This is a genomic window from Variovorax sp. VNK109, from assembly GCF_049445855.1.
GTDB lineage: Bacteria > Pseudomonadota > Gammaproteobacteria > Burkholderiales > Burkholderiaceae_C > JAGOCV01.
The window spans coordinates 657,830-677,533 of sequence record NZ_JBMSDV010000001.1 but is presented as its reverse complement, the minus strand read 5'-3'; the positions used below and the strand labels follow the sequence as shown (position 1 = coordinate 677,533).

Sequence of the window (19,704 nt, the reverse complement as noted above, 5' to 3'; positions counted from 1 at the left end):
ATTCTCCCGTGTGTCGGCCCCGGGCTGCACGCACGTTCCATGGACATATTCCTCCTTGCCCTGCTCACCACGCTGAATGCGCTGTTCGCCATGTCCGAAATGGCGGTTTCCACGAGCCGCCGGGCCCGGCTGGCGGCACTGGCGGAGGCGGGGGACAAGGGCGCCGTCTCTGCCCTGAAACTGGTGGACGAACCCACCACGTTCCTGTCCACGGTGCAGATCGGCATCACCTCCATCGGCATGTTGAGCGGCATCGTGGGCGAGGCGGCTTTCGCCGGTCCCTTGGCCGAACGCATGGTGGCGTGGGGCATGGGGGAGGGCGCTGCGAGCGTGGCTTCCACCGCCGTGGTGGTGGTCATCATCACGTTCTTCACCATCGTCTTCGGCGAACTGGTGCCCAAGCGGATCGGTCAGCTCTACCCGGAGCCGGTGGCACGCTGGATCGCGCCACCGATGCGTGGTCTGGCGAAGGTTGCGCACCCCTTCGTGCGCCTGCTCTCGGTCACGACGCAGACCGCGTTGAAGCTGCTGCGCATCGACACCAATGCCACGCGTGGCGTGACCGAAGAAGAAATCAATGCCAGTCTGGAAGAGGGCCGCGACGCGGGCCTGATCGAACTTCACGAGCACCAGATGGTGCAGAACGTGTTCCGGCTGGATGACCGGCCACTCACGTCGCTGATGACGCCGCGTACCGACATCGACTGGCTGGACGCCGCGAGCACCGTCGCGCAGTGCCTGCTGCGCGTGGGCAGCGGCGGCGACAAGGGCTCGCACTCGTGGTACCCCGTGTGCCGCGATTCGCTGGACGACGTCGTCGGCGTGATCAGCGTTGCACGCCTGCTGGAACTCGGACCCAGCCACGTCGGCACCATCGAGCAACATGTGCTACCCGCGACTTTCGTGCCCGAAACCCTGACGGGCATGGAACTGCTGGAGCAGTTCCGCGCACGCGCCGGGCGCATGGTGTTCGTGGTCGACGAATACGGTGTCGTGCAGGGCGTGCTCACGCCGCGCGACTTGCTGGAGGCCATCACGGGCGAGTTGCAGCCCGGTGCCGCCGCCGATGCCTGGGCCACCCAGCGTGAAGATGGATCATGGCTGCTGGATGGGCTCATGCCCGTTTCGGAGCTCAAGGCGCGGCTGGACATCCGTGATTTGCCCGAGGAAGACAAGGGCAGGTACAACACCCTGGCCGGGCTGCTCATGTCCATTTCAGGCCACATGCCACGAGTTGCCGAGCAGGTGGAATGTTGCGGATGGACATTCGAGGTGGTGGATCTGGACGGGCGGCGGATTGACAAGGTGCTGGCGATCAGCACGCCGGAATAGTGGTGAAGTGAAAGCAGAGACTTCTTGCGCCTGCCTTGCAGTGCCTCTATTGCGCGATGACGCTGCCGCCCGCCCGTACGGGCGCATCGGTGCGGCTTGACGCGCCGGGCACGCCGCCCCCGAGGGCGCCCGTTGGCACACCGCTGTTCATCGAACCCATCGGAGTCGCCACCGAACCTTGAGGACTGGCGGGAAGCCGGTTCTCGCCGCGTGGCCTGCGACCCCCCTGGATGATCACGACGCCGTTGGGCGTCACCCATTGCGACGGCATCGATGAAGAGGTCGATGTCGTGTCGCTCGCAGCCGCGCCACCCGGCGTGGAGATGCCGCTGTTGTTCGTGTTGAGCGAGGTGCCATCGCCGAAGCCGCTGCCGATGGGCCGCGAGGCGTTGTCCGCAGCATTCTGGGCGGAAGCCATCGCGGGCATCAGCAGTGTCGCGAGCAGCGCGCTCGTGGCGATTGCGTGAATGGTGGATGCATGACGGTTGTCCATGCATGGATTTTCAGGCGATCACGGCGGTGCCGCAAGCCTGCGACCCGACAAAGCTCTCTCGTCCTACAGACTTTGTAGGCGTGCAGCGCGACGCTTCTTGCCTGCCCGATGCACGTCAGAAGCATTCCCAGGAGACTGCATGTCCAAAGTCACAACCATCGCGCCCTGTTTCTGGTTCGACGACCAGGCCGAAGAGGCTGCGCGTTTCTATACCGGCATATTCCCGAACTCCACCATCGTCGCGACCAGCCGCTATACCGACGTAGGCCGCGAATTCCATGGCAAGCCTTGTGGCTCCATCATGACCGTCGAATTCACGCTCGACGGCAACCGTTTCACCGCGCTCAATGGCGGCCCGATGTTCAAGTTCAACGAAGCGATGTCGTTGCAGGTGTTCTGCGAAACCCAGCGGGAGATCGATGCGTACTGGCTGGCCTTGACAGCTGGCGGCGATCCTAAGGCGCAGCAATGCGGATGGCTGAAGGATCGTTTCGGCGTGTCCTGGCAGATATTGCCCTCGGTCATGCAGACGATGATGGTGGACCCGGACGTGAAGAAGATCGAACGCGTGATGACGGCGCTCTTCACCATGAAGAAGCTCGATATCGCCGAGCTGGAGACGGCCTACAGGGGTTGAGCCGCCACGGAATCCGGCTACGATGTTTCCGCTTCATTCAGCATGCACAGCGCAGGAGACAGGATGTACTACGAACCCGGAAAAATCCCCCACGGCCTCAAGCACGACCCCTTCAAGTCCTGTGTGGTTCCACGGCCCATCGGCTGGATCTCGACAGTGGACCGGGCAGGCAATGCGAACCTCGCACCGTTCAGCCAGTTCCAGAACGTGACGTTCGATCCGCCGATCGTGATGTTCTCCTCCAACCAGGACAGCAAGGGCGCGCGCAAGGACAGCGTGCGCAATGCGGAAGACACGGGCGAGTTCGTCTGGAACATGGCCACGTGGGACCTGCGTGACGCGGTGAACATCAGCGCACAGGAAGTGCCTGCCGATGTCGACGAGTTCGAGCTGGCGGGTCTGGAGAAACTGCCCTCGCGGCTGGTGAAGCCTTCGCGTGTGAAGGGCTCGCCCATCCAGTTCGAGTGTGTCTATCTCAATACGCTGCGCTTTCCCGGCAATGGGCCGATGGGCAGCGCCGATGTGGTGTTTGGCAAGGTGGTCGCCATCCACATCGACGACGATGTGCTGGACGGCAATGGCCTCGTGGACGTGCTGAAGATCCGGCCGATCGCGCGGATGGGCTACTTCGACTACACCTCGGTGGAGAGCAAGTTCCGCATGGTCATTCCCGGGGACCAGCGCGCCCTGCTCGGCGGGCTGGAGGGGTCGCCAGACAAGGTCCGCACCGAACTGAAGGCCTGAGCCGGCTTCAGTTGCTGTTCCGGCCTTTCGCCTGGCGCCGCATCCGCAGAAGCCGGTTGCGTTCGACGATCTCGGCGATGAGCTGCGCCACCTCGTCGAGCGAGCGTTCCTGCCGGTACCCGAGTTCGGGTTGCGTGGCATGGCTCAGGCAACACAAGGTGCCGTAGAGCTGGCCGTCGGCCATGGTGACCGGCACGGAAAGATAGGACGCAATGCCCAGGCCCTGCGTGGCAGGCAGGGCCGCCAGCAGATCGACTTTCGAGACATCGGGTACCGACCGCGGCACGCGCGACTGGACCATGAGCTGGCAGTACGTCTCGCTCAGGTCGGTGGCCAGGCCATCGATCTTGCGGTCCTCTTCGTATTCCGAGTCGGTGAGGTGCAGCACCTGCTGCCTGTCGGTGAACTCACCGACGAAGATGACGTCCATGGCCAGGATTTCACGCACACGGCGCAGCAGCACGACGATGTCGGCATCCTCGATGTCGCCGCTGTCGGCGGTGGCGACACGGAAGTCCTTCACGGCCGTCGAGATGCCTTCTGCGGAAGATGACGATGTACGGGATCCGTCGCTCATGGCCTGCCCTTCGATTGCTGTCATGAATGAAGATGTAAATATTTTGTCATCATTCCCGCAGCACTGCATGTCAAAAGACAGGCTCAGCCCGGCTCGAGCATCCTCACCAGCCGGTCGACATCGAGCGGCTTGGGCAGCATGTGGTCGCACAGCGCGAGCATGAGCGTGTAGTCGAGGTCCTTGCCGTCGGCGCCGCTCATGCCGATGAGCTTGATGTCGCTGTGGAACTTGCGGCGGAGCGCGCGGCCCAGGTCCACGCCGTTCATGCCCGGCATGCGAACGTCGAGGATGGCGAAGCCCGGAAGATGCCTTTCGGCCAGCTCCAGTGCCTCTTCCCCTGAGGTCGCGGAAATCGTCTCGTAACCATGGATGCGCAGATACGCTGCGAGCCCGGCGGCCGTGTGCTGGTGGTCGTCGACGACGAGGACATTGCGGGGATGGGTCGGCGGCATCGATGGCTCCTCGGCATGTGACCGTCCGGATGGCGGGCGCACGTATTTTTACACGTCACTGTCCGCAGGCGCAGGCCCGCGCGCGGCCGTTGCCAGATCGGCGACCCACGCGCGCCAGGCTGCATCGACCTCTGCGGGTTCCATGCGCAGCAAGGCGGACGGGTGCAGCGTCACCAGGACCGGCAGGTCGTCGTCACGGCGACGGATCCAGCGCCCCCGGTCGCGCGTCACCGACACGTCGTTGCCCAGCAGCGCACGCGCCGCCGTTGCGCCGAGCGCCACGAGCGCGGCGGGCCGCACGAGGCGTATTTCATGTTCCAGCCAGTGCCGGCAAGCCATGGCCTCGCGTTGGCCTGCCGTCTTGTGGATGCGGCGCTTGCCACGCAATTCGTACTTGAAGTGCTTGACTGCATTGGCGAGGTAAACGGCTTCACGCGCAATCCCTGCCTGTTCCAGCCCCGCGTCGAGCCACTGGCCCGCAGGTCCGACGAAGGGCCGACCCTGGAGATCTTCCTGGTCGCCGGGTTGTTCGCCGACGAACATCAGCCGCGCACCGGGCGGACCCTCGCCGCAAACGGACTGCGTGGCCGATTCGCCGATGGGGCAAGCGCGGCAGCCGTCCGTGGCTTCGCGCAGGTCGGCCAGCGTGTGGATGCCGTGCTGCGCGTGATCGAGCGTGTCGTCGTGAACGACGCGGGCGCGAATCAGGCGGACGGTGCGGACTGCAGGTTGGGCGGGCCGCTCGATCATGCTGTCGGTACGCGCCGCAGCCGCAGTCGTCAGCGGCGCAATGAGGCTGGCTTCCGGCAGGTTGTGCCAGTAGCGGCGCGGCATTTCCTTTTCCATCATCGCAAGCTTGAGCCGGGCAGGATTGAAGATGCTGCGGTAGTACGTAAGCCACAGCGCTTCGCCTGCGTCGGCAGGTGGCGCCTGTTCGCGGCGGGCGGGCGGTCCGTGGTGCAGCCGGCCAGCCAGTGTGCCTTGCGCAGGTACCCAGCGCAGGCTGCCGCGCGGCGTGAGCAGTGTCCAGTGCATGTTGGCGAAGCGGCGCGCGAAGAAGGGCGCGACAGCGGCCACGATGTGATGACCGGGCTCGAACCAGGCGACGTGGATGACCTGGCCGTTGTCGCTGCCGCAAGGGCCGCCAGGGCCTTCGCTGCCCGTGGACACCGGCCGGAAGCGCACGAAGGCCTTCATCTTGTGCGCGTCGCGCTTCACGGCCTGCGCCATGTGGGCCACGCGCATGACATCGGCGTCGAGCGGATCGTGGCGCAGCGCCGGCATCTGCTGCAGCCGCCACAGCAGGCGGTAGATGAGCGCGAAGCGCTGCTCATCGTCATGCAGTCCGGCAAACTGCAACGTGCGAAGCAGCGGCGCGGGAAGCCGGAGCCCGGGCGCTTCGGTGGCGGCGGCGGTGGTGGTGGTTGCACCCGATTCCGGGAACAGCGGCGCTGCGGCGCTGCCGGTGCGCCAGGTCACCTGTTCCGGGGGCGTGCCGTCCCGCAATAGCGCGCGGGCGGCGGTGCGGAACCCGGCGAAGTCGGCCTCGTCGGCCAGTTCGATCGTGCGTCCCATGGCCGTGCCCTTGCGTGTCGCGCTGCTCAGAACAGCGAAGGCTGCTCTGCCAGTCGTGTGGGCAGGTCGCGCGCATCCAGGTCGCGGGCGGGGCGCAGTCCGTCCACTTCCACGAACGGAACGAGCTTGCGGCGTGGCACGCGCAGCCGGTCGAGATCGTCCACGCGAAGACGCCGCACGCGCCGCGCAGCAAGCAAGCGGTCCACTGAACGCACGCCGAGCCCCGGCACGCGCAGCAGCATCTCGCGCGGTGCGCGGTTCAGGTCGACCGGAAAGCGTTCGCGATGCGCGAGCGCCCAAGCCAGCTTCGGGTCGTGCTCCAGTGCAAGCATGCCGCCCTGTGCGGGCACGATTTCGTCGTGCGAGAAACCATAGAAACGCATCAGCCAGTCCGCCTGGTAGAGCCGGTGCTCGCGCATGAGTGGCGGCGATACGAGAGGCAACGCCGCTGCAGCATCGGGAATGGGGCTGAACGCCGAGTAGTACACCCGGCGCAGCTTGTACGACCCGTAGAGCGTGGCGCTCGATTGCAGGATGGTCCGGTCGTCCGTTCCGTCCGCGCCCACGATCAGTTGCGTGCTCTGTCCCGCAGGCGCGAAGCGGGGCGCAGGTGCGCGGGCAGCGCGCGTTCCGGCAAGCGAGACGACGCGCGAAACCTGCTGCTCGCGCTTGGCGTCCTGCGCATCGTCGATGGCGATGCGCAGGCGTGCCATGGAACGGCGGATGGCCGGCCCGTCTTTCTGCGGCGCGAGGGCGGCCAATCCGGCTTGCGTGGGCAGTTCGACGTTGATCGACAGGCGGTCGGCATACCGGCCCGCACGGGCCAGCAACTCGGGCGCGGCGTCGGGAATGGTCTTCAGATGGATGTAGCCGCGGAAATCGTGCTCCTCACGCAGCACGCGCGCCACTTCCACCACCTGTTCCATCGTGTAGTCGGGCGAGCGGATGATGCCGCTGGAGAGGAACAGCCCTTCGATGCAATTGCGCCGGTAAAAGTCCAGCGTCAGTGCCACAACTTCGCCAACGGTGAAGCGGGCGCGGGGGACGTTGCTGCTGGCGCGATTCACGCAGTACAGGCACTCGTACTGGCAGAAGTTCGTGAGCAGGATTTTCAGCAGCGAGATGCAGCGACCGTCCGGCGCGTAACTGTGGCATATGCCCATGCCTTCGGTGGAGCCGATGCCCCGGCCGTTCGACGAGTCGCGCGACGTCGTGCCGCTGGACGCGCACGAAGCGTCGTATTTCGCTGCGTCCGCCAGGATGGCGAGTTTGCGTATGGTTTTCACTGTATGAATGTACAGTCATTCGTCGCTGCGGTCTGTAACTGCCATACACGCGACCCGGGTTTTGCGATGTTGGATTAGAGTGCGTGGTTGGCCTGATCAATTTCATAAAGAGAAGACACTCATGACTTATCCCAACACGCAACTCTTCATCGACGGCAAGTGGCTGGATGCCGCAGACGGCAAGACGCTGGCCGTTTTCAACCCGGCCACCGGCAAGGAAATCGGCCGCGTCTCGCATGCGGGCAAGGCCGACCTGGACAAGGCGCTGGCTGCCGCCCAGAAAGGCTTCGAAACCTGGCGCGACATGACCGCTGCAGCCCGCAGCCAGATCATGCGCAAGGCCGCCGGCCTGATGCGCGAGCGCGCCGAAGCCATCGGCCGCCTGATCACCCAGGAGCAGGGCAAGCCGCTGGCCGAAGGCAAGGGCGAGGCGATGGCCGCTGCCGACATCATCGAATGGTTCGCCGAAGAAGGCTTCCGCGTCTACGGCCGCATCGTGCCTTCGCGCTTCAACCTGGCGACGCGCCAGATGGTGCTGAAGGACCCGGTCGGCCCGGTGGCCGCGTTCACGCCGTGGAACTTCCCGATCAACCAGGTGGTGCGCAAGGTGGCTGCAGCGTTGAGCGCCGGCTGCTCGATGCTGGTGAAGGCACCCGAAGAAACCCCGGCCGGCCCCGCCGCGCTGATCCAGGCGTTTGCCGATGCAGGCTTGCCGCCCGGCGTGCTGGGTCTGGTGTACGGCAATCCGGCCGAGATCTCGAGCTACCTGATCCCGCACCCGATCATTCGCAAGATCACGTTCACCGGCTCCACGCCTGTGGGCAAGCAACTGGCCGCCATGGCCGGCCAGCACATGAAGCGCGTGACCATGGAACTCGGCGGTCATGCCCCCGTGATCGTGGCCGAAGACGCCGACATCGCGCTGGCCGTGAAGGCCGCCGGTTCCGCCAAGTTCCGCAATGCGGGCCAGGTCTGCATTTCGCCCACGCGTTTTCTGGTGCACGAGAGCATCGCCAACGAATTCGGCGCCGCGCTGGCCAAGCAGGCCTCGTCGCTGAAGGTGGGTGACGGTCTGGCCGAAGGCACGCAGATGGGCCCGCTGGCCAACCCGCGCCGCCTGACGGCCATGGCCGAATTCACCAAGGATGCGGTGGAGCGCGGTGCCGAGCTGCTGTCCGGCGGCGAACGCATCGGCGAAGCGGGCAACTTCTTCCAGCCGACCATCCTGGCCAACGTGCCGACCGATGCCAAGGTGTTCAACGACGAACCTTTCGGCCCCATGGCCGCGATCCAGAAGTTCGACACGCTGGAGAACGCGATCGCCGAAGCCAACCGCCTGCCCTACGGCCTGGCCGGCTACGCCTTCACGCGTTCGCTGAAGAATGCCGACCTGCTGGCGCGCCGCGTCGAAGTGGGCATGCTGTGGATCAACCAGCCCGCGCTGCCCTCGGCCGAATTGCCCTTCGGCGGCATCAAGGATTCGGGCTATGGTTCGGAAGGTGGCCCGGAGGCGGTGGACGCGTACCTGAATGCGCGCGCGGTGTCGATCACCAACGTCTGATACTGCTAGTCGTCTTCGACGACACCCAGCCGATCGAGCGTGCCGTGGAGCTTCCACGTCACGCTCTTTTCAATTCCGGTGAGGAAGGCCGTGACGGTGCAATGCTCGTCGTTGGCGAGGTCGACGTTGAGGCGCAGGCTGACCGGCATGATCGCGCCGTTGGACATGTGATGCATGACGAGTGGCGGCGTGGCAAAGAAGCCGCCGTTGAATGGCGCTGTCCCTTCGAGCATCCATCGGCTGGCAATGGCCTCCGCGGCGATCAGCTCCAGGCGGAACGACACGCCGTTCGGCTGCAGGACGAGGCGTTCGAACAGGACGCGGAACTCGTCGGGCGTGACGCCCACGGGGCCTTCATAGATTCTGGGTTCGGGCACGCGCATGCCGGTGATTGTGCCGCGCCTGATGATGACGCACGGGCTGGATGGACGAGCCCGGCAATTTCACCGCGCGCTCAATCCATGACCACGGACCGCGTTCAGGCCGCTTCGCGCGCCTTGTCGGCTTCGGTTGTGAACGAGTCCGCGTAGAACTCGTCGGCCGGCAGGTTGCCCTTGGCGCTGTATTCGGCACGGGCCGAGTCGACGACGATGGGCGCGCCACAGGCATAGACCTGATGGCCCGACAGATCGGGCGTATCTTCCAGCACCGCGCGGTGCACGAAGCCCGTGCGACCGGTCCAGTTGTCTTCAGGCAGTGCGTTGGAGATGACCGGTACGTACGTCAGCGAGGGCATCTCTGCCACCTTGGCGAGGAGCCAGTCGTGCATGTACAGATCCGAAGGACGGCGACCGCCCCAATAAACGGTAGCCGGACGGGTGATGCCCTTGAAATGCATATGCTCGATGAGCGCCTTGATGGGCGCGAAGCCTGTGCCGGACGCGAGCAGCACGACCGGCTTGTCGGAGTCCTCACGCAGGAAAAAGCTGCCGTAGGGGCCTTCGACGCGCAGGATTTCCTTTTCCTTCATCGCGCCGAACACGTGGTCGGTGAACTTGCCGCCGGGCATGTGGCGGATGTGCAGTTCGACGCCCGGACCGTTGTGCGGCGCGTTCGCCATGCTGTAGCTGCGGCGCGTGCCGTCGCGCATGATGAACTCGACATACTGGCCGGCGTGGTACTGCATGGTGTCGTTGGCCGGCAACTGCAGCTTGATGAGCATCACGTCGTGCGATTTCTTTTCCATCAGCGAGACGCGCGAGGGCATCTTCTTGATGGGGAATGCGCCGGCTTCGGTGACCTGGCGCGATTCGAGCACCACGTCGGACTGCGCCACCGCGCAGCAGGTGAGCACGAAGCCCGCAGCCTCTTCCTCGGGCGTGAGCGCCTTGAGCTGGTGCGGGCCGTGGATGATGATGCCTTCGAGCTTCTTGCACTTGCAGGAGCCGCAGGCGCCGTCCTTGCAGCCGTAAGGCAGGCCGATACCCTGGCGGATGCCGGCGGCGAGGATGGCCTCGTCGGGCATGGCCGTGAAACTGCGGCCGCTGGGCTGAACGGTGATCTGGAACTGTGCGGTATCCCCCGCCGTCGTGGTCATCTTTGGGTATCCTGTGGGACTTGCTGACAAACCTGACATTTTGCCCTCAAATCAAAGTCCCCTCGGTGCCCTGCCGGCGCGGTTCCGCCGCGAGCGGATCCTGATCGTGGGCTGTGGCGATGTGGGTCTGCGTGCAGCACGCGTGCTGACCGGCGCCAACGCAGAGTCCCGCGCAAAACGGCCGCGCGTTCTCGCGCTCACGTCCTCCCCCGGCCGGCACGCGGCGCTGCGGGGAAGCGGCATCGTCCCCTTGTCGGGCAACCTCGATGACGTGGCAAGCCTGCGCCGCCTCGCCGGCATCGCGACCCGTGTGCTGCATCTCGCGCCGCCGCCTTCGGACGGTGAGAAGCAATGGTGGCGTGACCCGCGCACGCAGGCGTTGCTGAACGTGCTGAAGCTGCGCGTGGTGCCCGCCGCGCTGGTCTACGGATCGACCAGCGGCGTGTACGGTGATTGCGGCGGCGCGCGCGTGGCCGAAAGCCGTCCGGCCAATCCGCGCACGCCGCGCGCGCTGCGTCGTGCGGATGCCGAGCATCGCGTGCGCCTGGCCGGCCGCACGACCATGCGCACGAACGTGCTGCGCATTCCCGGCATCTACGCGCCGGACCGTGAAGGCGGCACGCCGCACGCGCGCCTTCAGCGCGGCACGCCGGTCCTCAGGCGTGAAGACGATGTGTTCACCAACCACATCCATGCGGACGACCTGGCGCGTGCGTGCGTGCTCGCGCTGTGGCGCGGCAAGCCGCAGCGCGTGCTGAACGTCAACGACGACACCGACATGCGGATGGGCGACTACTTCGATTTCGTCGCCGGTCTCTATGGCATGCCGAAGCCGCCGCGTGTGCCGCGCAGCCAGGCCGAAAAGGAGCTGTCGCTCGCGATGCTGAGCTTCATGGGTGAATCCCGCCGCATGGACAACACGCGGCTCAAGCGCGAGCTAAGGCTCGCGTTGCACTACCCGACCGTGCGCGAGGGCCTCGTGCCGCTCAGATCCCCGCCGGCTTGAGCATGGTGTTCATGCGATCCACGGCCTTGATCTTCACGGTCCGGATGTCCGCGCCTTGCAGCACGGTGAGCTCTACCTCTCCGTTCGGGTCCGGGCGGTCCCAGACCTTCTTGTAGAAAGTCTCGAGTGTGCTGACCTTGGTGCCGTCGACGGCCAGAACCACGTCGCCGGTCTTCAGGCCCGCGTCCTGCGCAGGGCTTTCCTGCGACACACGCACGACCTGCACGCGACCGCCCTGTTCGGTGGACGTGAGGCCGAGCCATGGCCGGTGGCTGAGCTTGGTGCTGCCCGTCTGGCGCAATTCGGCCAGGATGGGTTTGAGCAGGTCCACCGGCACGAACATGTTGCCCGGCAGGCGCCGGCTGTCGCCGAGCGCATCCATCACGAACAGGCTGCCGATGCCCAGCAATTCACCCTTCTGGTTGAACAGCGGTGCGCCACTGTGGTTGCCGATGGGCGGGCTGGTGAAGAGGGCTGTCTCGATGTGGTACTCCCAGTAGCCCGAGAAAGGGCGTTTGCTGACCAGCTGCGTCATGGCGACGTCGGCATCGTCGTCGGCCTGCGCGCCGGTGGCGGTGAGCAGCGGCTCGCCGGGTTCGACTTCACGATGGCTGCCCAGCTCGACGGGCTGCACGCCGCGCAGCGGCAGCAGTGACTGCACGAGGCCGAAGCCGGTGGCGAGGTCGTAGGCGACCGGACGTGCCGGGTAGACCTTGTTGTCCTGGGTGACGATGCGTATTTCCTGCGCTTCGAGCATCAGGTAGCCGATGGTGAGGATCAACCCGTCCTGCCCGATGACGACGCCGGAGCCCGATCGCTGCGCGCCCAGTGTCTGGATGGATTTGGCGCCTTCGGCCGCCTTCACTTCGACGCCTACGACGGCCGCGTTGGCCCTGGACAACGCGTCGATGATGCTCTGGGCCGCGGGTGGACCGGCCGGCGTCGCACTGTGGACCGCTGCCGATGCCAGCAGCGTGGTGACCATCAACACACGAAACCATTGCAGCGTACGCATGATCGACCCCCGGGAGAATTTGTACGAAGAATGCTCCTGAATCCGGGCCAACGCAAGACATCCCGAAGCCCTTGGTGACGAAATTGAAATAGTTTGCAAGCGCCGCACCGCAAGGGTGCGCGCTACGCTTGCAGGTGTCCTCACGAGCAGGCATCCGTATTGGCGAGACAATGGCGACGCCGCATGCGCGATGCATTCCGTGCTGCGGCCCCTTTCCTGCCGCCCCTATCCGCATGTCGTCGTCGCCAGAACCGCTGCCCCCGAACTTACCCGACAGTTTTTCCTTGCGACGAATCGCATTGCCGGCGTTCGGCCCTTCGCTGCTGTTCGGTCTTGGCGAAGGGGCCATTCTTCCCATCATCCCGCTCACGGCGCGTGACCTCGGCGCTGCAGTTCCCATCGCCGCGCTGATGGTCGGGCTGATCGGCATCGGCTCGCTGCTCAGCAACATCCCGGCGTCGCTGATCACCATGCGCTGGGGCGAGCGCTGGGCCATCGTTGCTGCGGCGGTCTGGAGTGCGCTGGGCATGGCACTGTGCATCGGCACATCGCATCTCGGCCTGTTCGCTGCGGGCTGTTTCATGGTCGGCATGTCGCAGGCCGTCTACAACCTCGCGCGGCAGAGCTACCTGACCGATGCCGTGCCCATTGCCTACCGTGCGCGCGCGCTGTCCACGCTGGGCGGCGTGATGCGCATCGGCATGTTCATCGGCCCCTTCCTGGCGGCAGCGGCCGTGCATGCGTTCGATCTTTCCGCCGCCTACGTCGTCGGGATCGTCGCGATGCTGGCTGCCGCAGCGGTGGGCGCGCGCATCCCCGACATGCCTGCACCCGTCGTCGCCGAAGGGCAGGCCGGACCCGCCAGGCCCACCATCGCCGCGACCTTGCGCGACCACCGCGATGTGTTCCTCACGCTCGGCATCGGGGTGATGCTGGTGAGTGCCGTGCGCGCATCGCGCCAGGCGGTGATCCCGCTCTGGGCCGACCAGCTCGGGCTCGCGCCTTCGGTGGCATCGCTGATCTACGGCCTGGCCGGCGGCATCGACATGCTGGTGTTCTACCCGGCCGGCAAGGTGATGGATGTGAAGGGCCGGCGCTGGGTCGCCGTGCCATCCATGCTCATCATGGGCATCGGGATGCTGGTGATGCCGCTGACCACGGGCGCGATCACGCTGCTGATCGCGGCGCTGCTCATCGGTTTCGGCAATGGCATCGGGTCGGGGATGATCATGACGATCGGCGCGGACCAGTCGCCGCGCCACGGGCGTGCGCATTTCCTGGGCGTGTGGCGGCTCATGGCCGACATCGGCTCGTCGTCCGGGCCGGCCCTGCTGTCGCTGCTGGCCGGTGGACTCACATTGGCGGCGGGTATTGCGGCGACGGGCCTGATCGCGTTTGCTGCAGCAGGAACGCTGGCCTACTGGATTCCGCGCAAGGCACTCAGGCCCGAAAACAGGAACTGAGGCCCTCACTTCTCCTCGTGGTGGCCGATCACCCGCTGGAGCATCTTCATGAAGTTCTTCCGCTCGGCGGCGGACAGCGGGTCGAGCATGCGGACTTGCGCCCGGTTCATGGCCGCCATCGAATCGGCCAGCGTGGCTTCACCTTCAGGCGTGAGGTGCAACAACCTGACCCGGCGATCGCCGTCGGAGTGACTGCGGGTCAGCGCGCCACGGGCTTCCAGCCGGTCGATGACGCCCCCGATGGTGGAGGTGTCGAAGCTCACCAGACGCGCGAGCGTGCGCTGGTCGATGCCGGGGTTGTCCGCGAGCGTGTGAAGAACCGCGTACTGCACGGGGGTGACGGGGTCGTCCGCCGTCTCTTCCATGAAGATGGCCACGGCGATCTGGTGCAACCTGCGGATTCCATGGCCGGGCAAGGATTGCAGGTCTGCCCGCGCGGACGCTTTCGCGGAAACTTTCATTCTGGATGAACCTCTTGATTTTCCGGCATTCTGGCACTTATACTAATCATCAGTATGCTGACGATCAGTATTCGATCAGCATCCAAGGAGACAAATTCCATGCAATTCCATCTGAACGGTTTCAGGCCGGGTGAGCCGCTCCATCTCGAAGCTTCAGGAGAGGCGCTGCCGCACGGCGACGGCGTGCCTGCCGAGGTGGATGTGCTCATCGTGGGCTGCGGCCCGGCCGGGCTGACGCTGGCCGCGCAGCTTGCGGCGTTTCCGGACATCCGCACCTGCATCGTCGAGCAGAAAGACGGCCCGATGCAGCTCGGCCAGGCGGACGGCATTGCCTGTCGCACCATGGAGATGTTCGAGGCGTTCGAGTTCGCCGGGCGGGTGATGGCGGAGGCCTGCTGGATCAACGAGGTGACCTTCTGGAAACCGGACGGCACGGATGCGGGCAACATCGTGCGGCATGGCCGTGTACAGGACACGGAGGACGGCCTCTCCGAGTTTCCGCACGTCATCCTGAACCAGGCCCGCGTGCACGATTTCTATCTCGAGACGATGCGCAATTCGCCCAGTCGGCTCGAGCCGCACTATTCGCGACAGCTGCTCGATGTGAAGGTCGATGCCGATGCGCAAGACCATCCCGTCACCGTTCGCCTGGAGCGCACCGACGCCGCGCATGCCGGCCAGGTGGAGACGTTGAAGGCGCGTTACGTGGTCGGCTGCGACGGCGCGCGCAGCGCGGTGCGCAAGTCCATCGGCCTGCAGCTCGTCGGGGACTCCGCCAACCAGGCCTGGGGTGTGATGGATGTGCTGGCCGTCACCGACTTTCCTGATATCCGCTACAAGTCGGCAGTGCAGTCCGGCAGTGGCAACCTGCTGGTCATCCCGCGCGAGGGCGGCTATCTCGTGCGCCTGTATGTCGAGATGGACAAGCTGGGCGAGGCAGAACGCGTGTCTGCCCGCAACATCACCATCGACAAACTCGTCGCGACCGCGCAGCGGATATTCCATCCCTATACGCTCGATGTGAAGGAAGTGCCGTGGTGGTCGGTCTACGAGATCGGGCAGCGCATCTGCCACAAGTACGACGATGCGGATCGCAATGGAGGCCGACCACGCGTCTTCATCGCGGGCGATGCCTGCCACACGCACAGCCCCAAGGCCGGGCAGGGCATGAACTTCTCGATGCAGGACACGTTCAATCTCGGCTGGAAGCTCGCGTCCGTACTGCGGGGTCAGGCAGTGCCCGAATTGCTCGATACCTATTCGGAAGAGCGCCAGGTCGTCGCGCAACAGCTGATCGACTTCGACCGCGAATGGGCCCGGATGTTCAGCGACCGTGCGAAGAAGACGGAGGTGGAGGGCGCAGAAACAAGTGGCGTGGACCCGAAGGAATTCCAGAGGTATTTCGAACAGCACGGCCGCTTCACCGCCGGCATGGGCACGCACTACCGGCCATCGATGATCTGCGGCGAGGCGAAGCATCAGCATCTGGCCGGCGGGTTCGTGATCGGCACGCGCTTCCATTCAGCGCCCGTGGTGCGCATCACTGACGCGAAGCCGCTGCATCTGGGACACGTCGGCAAGGCCGACGGGCGCTGGCGCTTTTATGCGTTTGAAGGACAGGCGGGTGGCGTCGAGGCGCTGTGCCGCTTCCTCGCCGAGTCGCCCGATTCACCCGTGCTCAGGTACACGCGCGAGGGGCAGGACATCGATTCGGTGTTCGACATCCGAGCCATCTTCCAGCAGTCGCACCGCGATCTCGCATTCGAGAGGATGCCCGGGTTGCTGCGTCCGCAAAAAGGCCGTTTCGGATTGCGCGACTACGAAAAGGTGTTCAGCCCGGACCTGAAGAGCGGACAGGACATCTTCGACATGCGAGGCGTGGACCGGATGCGTGGCGCGCTGGTTGTCGTGCGCCCGGACCAGTACGTCGCACATGTGCTGCCGCTGGATGCGCATGCGGAACTGGCGGCGTTCTTCGCCGGGTTCATGAAACCTGTCCGGTGAAATCCGGGCGTCGCGCTTTTGCAGGCAAATGATCCGCACGGGATTTTCCTGCAGTGACTGGCATCCGCGCGGCATGACCGCCTACAGGCGGAGAGGGCGGATGGGGCCAGACTCGCCGCATGAACATATTCGAAGCCCTACGAGTCAGCCACGATACCCAGCGCGCCCTGGTTGCGCAGCTGGTTTCCAGCCGCACGCAGAAGGATGCGCGCCAGCGTGTCTTCGAAGATTTGAAACAGGAACTCAAGGCCCACGAGACGGCAGAGGAGCGTTGTTTCTACGTGCCGCTGTTCGAACACGACGTCACCGTGGACGCGTCACGCCATGCCATCGCCGAGCACCATGAAATGGACGAGATGGTGGAAGACATGGAGAAGCTCGACCCCGAAGGCAGCGCGTGGATGGAGCACGCGAAAAAGCTGGCGCACAAGGTGAAGCACCACCTCGAGGAAGAGGAAACCAAATTTTTCCAGGAGGCGGGCAAGGTGCTTACGGCGTCCCAGAAAACGCAGCTGGCGAAGGAATACGAAGCCGAGTTCCTGACGCTGCGCGCGGGTGCGCACGCCTGACCCTCGAGAACCGCCCTGGCGCTTGCCCCACGTGGCGGGCGAACGCGGTGCTGAATGTGCTGGCTGAACTGTAGCCAACGCGTCCGGCCACTTCCGCAATGTCGAGGCCATCGCGACCGAGCAGGTTCTTGGCAACAGCCATTCGCCATGAGATCAGGTATTCCATGGGTGGAATGCCTACTGCTTTCGAAAACCGGGCAAAGAAGGCTGAACGGGAGAGTGCTGCGACCGCAGCGAGATCTTCGACAGTCCAGGGATGTGCAGGGTTGCCGTGGATCTGCCGTAGCGCAGCGGCGAGGCGCGGGTCGCCCATCGCGCGCAACAGACCCGGCGGCGCACTCTCACAAGGTGCGCTGCGCAGCGCCTCCACCAGCAGCACTTCGACCAGCCGCTCCAGGATCAAGTCGCGGGCCGGCTTTTGCTCCACCGATTCATTGCGCACCAGCTGGACCAGCTGCGTCATCCGCTCGACGCCGCGCATGTGCAACAACGACGGAAGCAAGGACACGAGCAGCCCGGCGTCGGGAGAATCGAAGTCGAAGTAACCGCCGAGCATGCGGACGTCGGGTGGGCCGTCCCGCTTGCCATGCCGGATTTCGGTTGCATCGCGCGCAGCCTTCATCGGATCCATGAATACGGGAACTGCCGGCGAGAAGCTCGAAAGGGTGAAGCCGGGCGTGGCGGGCATCAGCACGAAGTCCCCGGCGATGAGCGCCAGTGGCGGCTGTCCATCCACGGCCAGCACGCATTCGCCTTCGAGCATGGTGCAGAAGCTGGGCTGGCCGAACTTCGAATAACGGACAGCCCAAGACCCTGCGCCGCTGATCACCTTGGAGTAGATGGCACGCGGATTCATGAGCGCGATGACTTGGGCGAGCGGGTCGGTCATGACAGGACTATCGCAAATGAAATGTGGACTATCCATTGTAGATAGTTCTTCCCACGGCAGATATCGTTCGGGTACTTTCAACACACCCAAGGAAATCTGCAATGAAAACCGTGCTCATCACTGGCTGCTCGTCCGGTTACGGTCTCGAAACCGCCCGCCACTTCCTCGCACATGGATGGAGGGTCGTGGCGACCATGCGCTCGCCGCGCGAAGGCTTGCTGCCCGAATCCGGAAGACTGCTCGTGCTGCCCTTGGACGTGACCTGCGAACAAAGCATTGCCGCCGCCATCAAGGCCGCAGGCCCCATCGATGCACTCGTCAACAATGCGGGCATCGGCGTCGTCGGAGCGTTCGAGGTCACGCCGATGGCAACCGTCCGCGAAGTCTTCGAAACGAACACGCTCGGCGTGATGGCGATGACGCAAGCGGTGATTCCCCAGATGCGCGAGCGCCGCAGCGGCGTCATCGTCAACGTGACCTCCAGCGTGACGCTCACACCCATGCCACTGGCCGCCGTCTATACCGGCAGCAAGATGGCCATCGAGGGCTTTACCGCGTCGCTGGCGTTCGAACTCGCGTCCTTCGACATTCGCGTGAAACTCGTCGAACCCGGATATGCGCCGACCACCCGATTCACCGAGAACGGCGGCGCACGCATGAGCGGTTTGATCCCGCCCGCCTACGAGCCCTTTGCACGCCCGATCTTTGCCGCATTCGCGAACCCGGCCGCCGTGACCACAGAAGCGGACGTGGCCGAAGCCGTTCTTGCTGCGGCGGACGATTTTCTCGGGCGGCTGAGGTTCCCCGCGGGCGCCGATGCGATCGCGCTTGCATCACCGGCACGCTGAAGTCGCTCCTGGCGCCTTGCGCTGGTTCAATCGTAGAACCGGTGCCTGGATCTCTGTTTGTGTGGACGCAGCGGCCCTACGGCCTTCTTGAATCGGAAGAGCAGGAAAAGAAGGATCGAAGCGCCGGCGGTCGCCAGGGCAAGCTTGCCGATCGAGAAATCGGATGTCGCGGTGGAGGACCAGACAATATCCCCGATCACCAGCCCTCCCAGTGCAGCCCCCGCAGTCCCCACAAGTACGGCCTCGAGTCGAAACATGCGTTGAGCGTCGGCACTCAACCCGCTGATGATCCAGCCCAACAGGGCGCCACATGCACAGTAAAGATATGGATAGATATTTTCATTCTTGCCGTGGAGATACCGCGGATTGCCCCATGATTGCACGGTCGGCCGGAAAGTCCCAGATGTAATTTCTGCCGGATGTTGCACTGTGCGCGAACGTTGCAGTGCGAATGAGAGTACAATGGGCGGGCGCTGCAGCGTTTCGCCCTTGCAGTGCCCCGTCTGACACTCTCCCGCGGCTATGTTGCCGCGCGGTTTCAAAATGGCGCTCCCCCCAGTTGCGCCCCGTCGAACGTCCCCTGCGGCGAATTTCCTCCAGTCCCAACATATCCCAGCGGGCCGGAGTTCCGTGCGACTCGCGTCGTCTCTCGCATCCCCGGGATGCTCATCTTCTTCATGCGGTCCGAGTTGGGACCGTATTTCTCATGATCAATGCAACGTTCACGGTGGGCAAGTTTGTTGTCACGCCGCTCACCAGACTGATGCCCACCGGCAGCTATTCGGCTTCGGTTTCGATACGCCGGGGCATGTACGACCGTGTGTTCCGCTTCGTTCCGACATTCAGTTGCGACAAGCAGGCTCAGCGTTATGCCATCCACCATGGCCGCAGCCTCGCTCTTCACGGCCTCAACTGAAAGGTTCCTGTGGCAAAAGAAGAACTCATCGAGGTCCACGGCAAAGTGGATGAAGTGTTGCCGGATTCGCGCTTCCGCGTGACCCTGGACAACGGTCACCAACTCATTGCCTACGCCGGCGGAAAGATGCGCAAGCACCGCATCCGCGTGTTGGCGGGCGACAAGGTTTCCCTTGAAATGTCACCCTACGACATCAACAAGGGGCGGATCACGTTCCGCCATATCGCACCTCGCGTCGGAGGGGCGCCACCAGCTGTACGGCGCTTTCCACGCAGATAGTGGGCGTACCCACGCCATCGACGCGCCCTTGCGGCGCATATTCAGTTTCATCAAAGGTCC

At 64.7% G+C, this 19,704-nt stretch carries 22 protein-coding genes; 11 read left to right on the top strand and 11 right to left on the bottom strand.

The window, feature by feature from the left end:
* Positions 1 to 39: 39 nt before the first annotated feature.
* Positions 40 to 1,332: a hemolysin family protein gene (locus ACO2Q9_RS03325; protein ID WP_423308280.1), complete on the top strand. Its 1,293-nt coding sequence runs from the start codon at positions 40 to 42 to the stop codon at positions 1,330 to 1,332.
* A 46-nt stretch (positions 1,333 to 1,378) separates the two neighbouring features.
* Here the strand turns inward: ACO2Q9_RS03325 and ACO2Q9_RS03320 are convergent, their stop codons facing one another.
* Entirely contained in the window at positions 1,379 to 1,825 is a 447-nt protein-coding gene (locus ACO2Q9_RS03320) for a hypothetical protein (RefSeq protein ID WP_423308278.1), read from the bottom strand.
* Positions 1,826 to 1,964: 139 nt separating this feature from the next.
* On the opposite strand from ACO2Q9_RS03320, the gene ACO2Q9_RS03315 reads away from it, so the two are divergent.
* Positions 1,965 to 2,462, top strand: a complete 498-nt coding sequence (locus ACO2Q9_RS03315; protein WP_423308276.1) for a VOC family protein — start codon at positions 1,965 to 1,967, stop codon at positions 2,460 to 2,462.
* A 63-nt stretch (positions 2,463 to 2,525) separates the two neighbouring features.
* Positions 2,526 to 3,206, top strand: coding sequence for a flavin reductase family protein (locus ACO2Q9_RS03310; protein WP_423308274.1), 681 nt, complete (start codon positions 2,526 to 2,528; stop codon positions 3,204 to 3,206).
* A 7-nt stretch (positions 3,207 to 3,213) separates the two neighbouring features.
* On the opposite strand, the gene ACO2Q9_RS03305 is transcribed toward ACO2Q9_RS03310, so the two are convergent.
* From ACO2Q9_RS03305 to ACO2Q9_RS03290, 4 genes are read right to left on the bottom strand one after another with little or no spacing between them, the layout of a single operon-like run.
* Positions 3,214 to 3,807 carry a GAF domain-containing protein gene (locus tag ACO2Q9_RS03305; RefSeq protein ID WP_423308272.1) on the bottom strand — a complete coding sequence of 198 codons (594 nt, stop codon included), beginning with the start codon at positions 3,805 to 3,807 and terminating at the stop codon, positions 3,214 to 3,216.
* Between the two features lie 59 nt (positions 3,808 to 3,866).
* Positions 3,867 to 4,235: a response regulator gene (locus ACO2Q9_RS03300; RefSeq protein ID WP_423308270.1), complete on the bottom strand. Its 369-nt coding sequence runs from the start codon at positions 4,233 to 4,235 to the stop codon at positions 3,867 to 3,869.
* A gap of 48 nt (positions 4,236 to 4,283) precedes the next feature.
* Positions 4,284 to 5,810: a UdgX family uracil-DNA binding protein gene (locus ACO2Q9_RS03295; RefSeq protein ID WP_423308268.1), complete on the bottom strand. Its 1,527-nt coding sequence runs from the start codon at positions 5,808 to 5,810 to the stop codon at positions 4,284 to 4,286.
* A 26-nt stretch (positions 5,811 to 5,836) separates the two neighbouring features.
* Positions 5,837 to 7,096 (bottom strand): putative DNA modification/repair radical SAM protein, encoded by a 1,260-nt coding sequence (locus tag ACO2Q9_RS03290; RefSeq protein ID WP_423308266.1) that lies wholly within the window; start codon positions 7,094 to 7,096, stop codon positions 5,837 to 5,839.
* Positions 7,097 to 7,217: 121 nt separating this feature from the next.
* On the opposite strand from ACO2Q9_RS03290, the gene ACO2Q9_RS03285 reads away from it, so the two are divergent.
* Positions 7,218 to 8,657: an NAD-dependent succinate-semialdehyde dehydrogenase gene (locus ACO2Q9_RS03285; protein ID WP_423308264.1), complete on the top strand. Its 1,440-nt coding sequence runs from the start codon at positions 7,218 to 7,220 to the stop codon at positions 8,655 to 8,657.
* Between the two features lie 5 nt (positions 8,658 to 8,662).
* On the opposite strand, the gene ACO2Q9_RS03280 is transcribed toward ACO2Q9_RS03285, so the two are convergent.
* Both ACO2Q9_RS03280 and ACO2Q9_RS03275 read right to left on the bottom strand, forming a co-directional pair.
* Entirely contained in the window at positions 8,663 to 9,034 is a 372-nt protein-coding gene (locus ACO2Q9_RS03280; RefSeq protein ID WP_423308262.1) for a hypothetical protein, read from the bottom strand.
* A gap of 101 nt (positions 9,035 to 9,135) precedes the next feature.
* Positions 9,136 to 10,194, bottom strand: a complete 1,059-nt coding sequence (locus ACO2Q9_RS03275; RefSeq protein WP_423308260.1) for a CDP-6-deoxy-delta-3,4-glucoseen reductase — start codon at positions 10,192 to 10,194, stop codon at positions 9,136 to 9,138.
* 40 nt (positions 10,195 to 10,234) lie between these two features.
* Between ACO2Q9_RS03275 and ACO2Q9_RS03270 the strand changes: the two genes are divergently transcribed.
* Entirely contained in the window at positions 10,235 to 11,200 is a 966-nt protein-coding gene (locus ACO2Q9_RS03270) for an NAD-dependent epimerase/dehydratase family protein (RefSeq protein ID WP_423308258.1), read from the top strand.
* Here the strand turns inward: ACO2Q9_RS03270 and ACO2Q9_RS03265 are convergent.
* Entirely contained in the window at positions 11,181 to 12,215 is a 1,035-nt protein-coding gene (locus tag ACO2Q9_RS03265) for a S1C family serine protease (protein WP_423308256.1), read from the bottom strand. The genes ACO2Q9_RS03270 and ACO2Q9_RS03265 overlap by 20 nt on opposite strands.
* Before the next feature lie 233 nt (positions 12,216 to 12,448).
* Here ACO2Q9_RS03265 and ACO2Q9_RS03260 point away from each other — a divergent pair, with 233 nt between their 5' ends.
* Positions 12,449 to 13,678: an MFS transporter gene (locus ACO2Q9_RS03260; RefSeq protein ID WP_423308254.1), complete on the top strand. Its 1,230-nt coding sequence runs from the start codon at positions 12,449 to 12,451 to the stop codon at positions 13,676 to 13,678.
* A 5-nt stretch (positions 13,679 to 13,683) separates the two neighbouring features.
* Here the strand turns inward: ACO2Q9_RS03260 and ACO2Q9_RS03255 are convergent, their stop codons facing one another.
* A complete protein-coding gene (locus ACO2Q9_RS03255) occupies positions 13,684 to 14,139 on the bottom strand; it encodes a MarR family winged helix-turn-helix transcriptional regulator (protein WP_423308252.1) in 456 nt (151 codons plus the stop codon).
* 99 nt (positions 14,140 to 14,238) lie between these two features.
* On the opposite strand from ACO2Q9_RS03255, the gene ACO2Q9_RS03250 reads away from it, so the two are divergent.
* Entirely contained in the window at positions 14,239 to 16,143 is a 1,905-nt protein-coding gene (locus tag ACO2Q9_RS03250; protein ID WP_423308250.1) for an FAD-binding monooxygenase, read from the top strand.
* Positions 16,144 to 16,262: 119 nt separating this feature from the next.
* The gene (locus tag ACO2Q9_RS03245; RefSeq protein ID WP_423308248.1) at positions 16,263 to 16,712 is read left to right on the top strand and encodes a hemerythrin domain-containing protein; all 450 of its coding nucleotides are present in this window, start codon (positions 16,263 to 16,265) and stop codon (positions 16,710 to 16,712) included.
* On the opposite strand, the gene ACO2Q9_RS03240 is transcribed toward ACO2Q9_RS03245, so the two are convergent.
* Positions 16,633 to 17,601, bottom strand: coding sequence for a cupin domain-containing protein (locus ACO2Q9_RS03240; RefSeq protein WP_423308246.1), 969 nt, complete (start codon positions 17,599 to 17,601; stop codon positions 16,633 to 16,635). The two genes, ACO2Q9_RS03245 and ACO2Q9_RS03240, sit on opposite strands and share 80 nt — an antisense overlap.
* A 101-nt stretch (positions 17,602 to 17,702) precedes the next feature.
* Between ACO2Q9_RS03240 and ACO2Q9_RS03235 the strand changes: the two genes are divergently transcribed.
* The gene (locus ACO2Q9_RS03235; protein ID WP_423308244.1) at positions 17,703 to 18,449 is read left to right on the top strand and encodes an SDR family oxidoreductase; all 747 of its coding nucleotides are present in this window, start codon (positions 17,703 to 17,705) and stop codon (positions 18,447 to 18,449) included.
* A 26-nt stretch (positions 18,450 to 18,475) separates the two neighbouring features.
* Here the strand turns inward: ACO2Q9_RS03235 and ACO2Q9_RS03230 are convergent, their stop codons facing one another.
* A complete protein-coding gene (locus ACO2Q9_RS03230; RefSeq protein WP_423308242.1) occupies positions 18,476 to 18,748 on the bottom strand; it encodes a GlsB/YeaQ/YmgE family stress response membrane protein in 273 nt (90 codons plus the stop codon).
* A 407-nt stretch (positions 18,749 to 19,155) separates the two neighbouring features.
* On the opposite strand from ACO2Q9_RS03230, the gene ACO2Q9_RS03225 reads away from it, so the two are divergent.
* Both ACO2Q9_RS03225 and infA read left to right on the top strand, forming a co-directional pair.
* Entirely contained in the window at positions 19,156 to 19,365 is a 210-nt protein-coding gene (locus ACO2Q9_RS03225) for a hypothetical protein (protein ID WP_423308240.1), read from the top strand.
* Positions 19,366 to 19,374: 9 nt separating this feature from the next.
* Positions 19,375 to 19,644 (top strand): translation initiation factor IF-1, encoded by a 270-nt coding sequence (gene infA, locus ACO2Q9_RS03220; RefSeq protein WP_423308238.1) that lies wholly within the window; start codon positions 19,375 to 19,377, stop codon positions 19,642 to 19,644.
* The last annotated feature ends 60 nt before the right edge of the window (positions 19,645 to 19,704 follow it).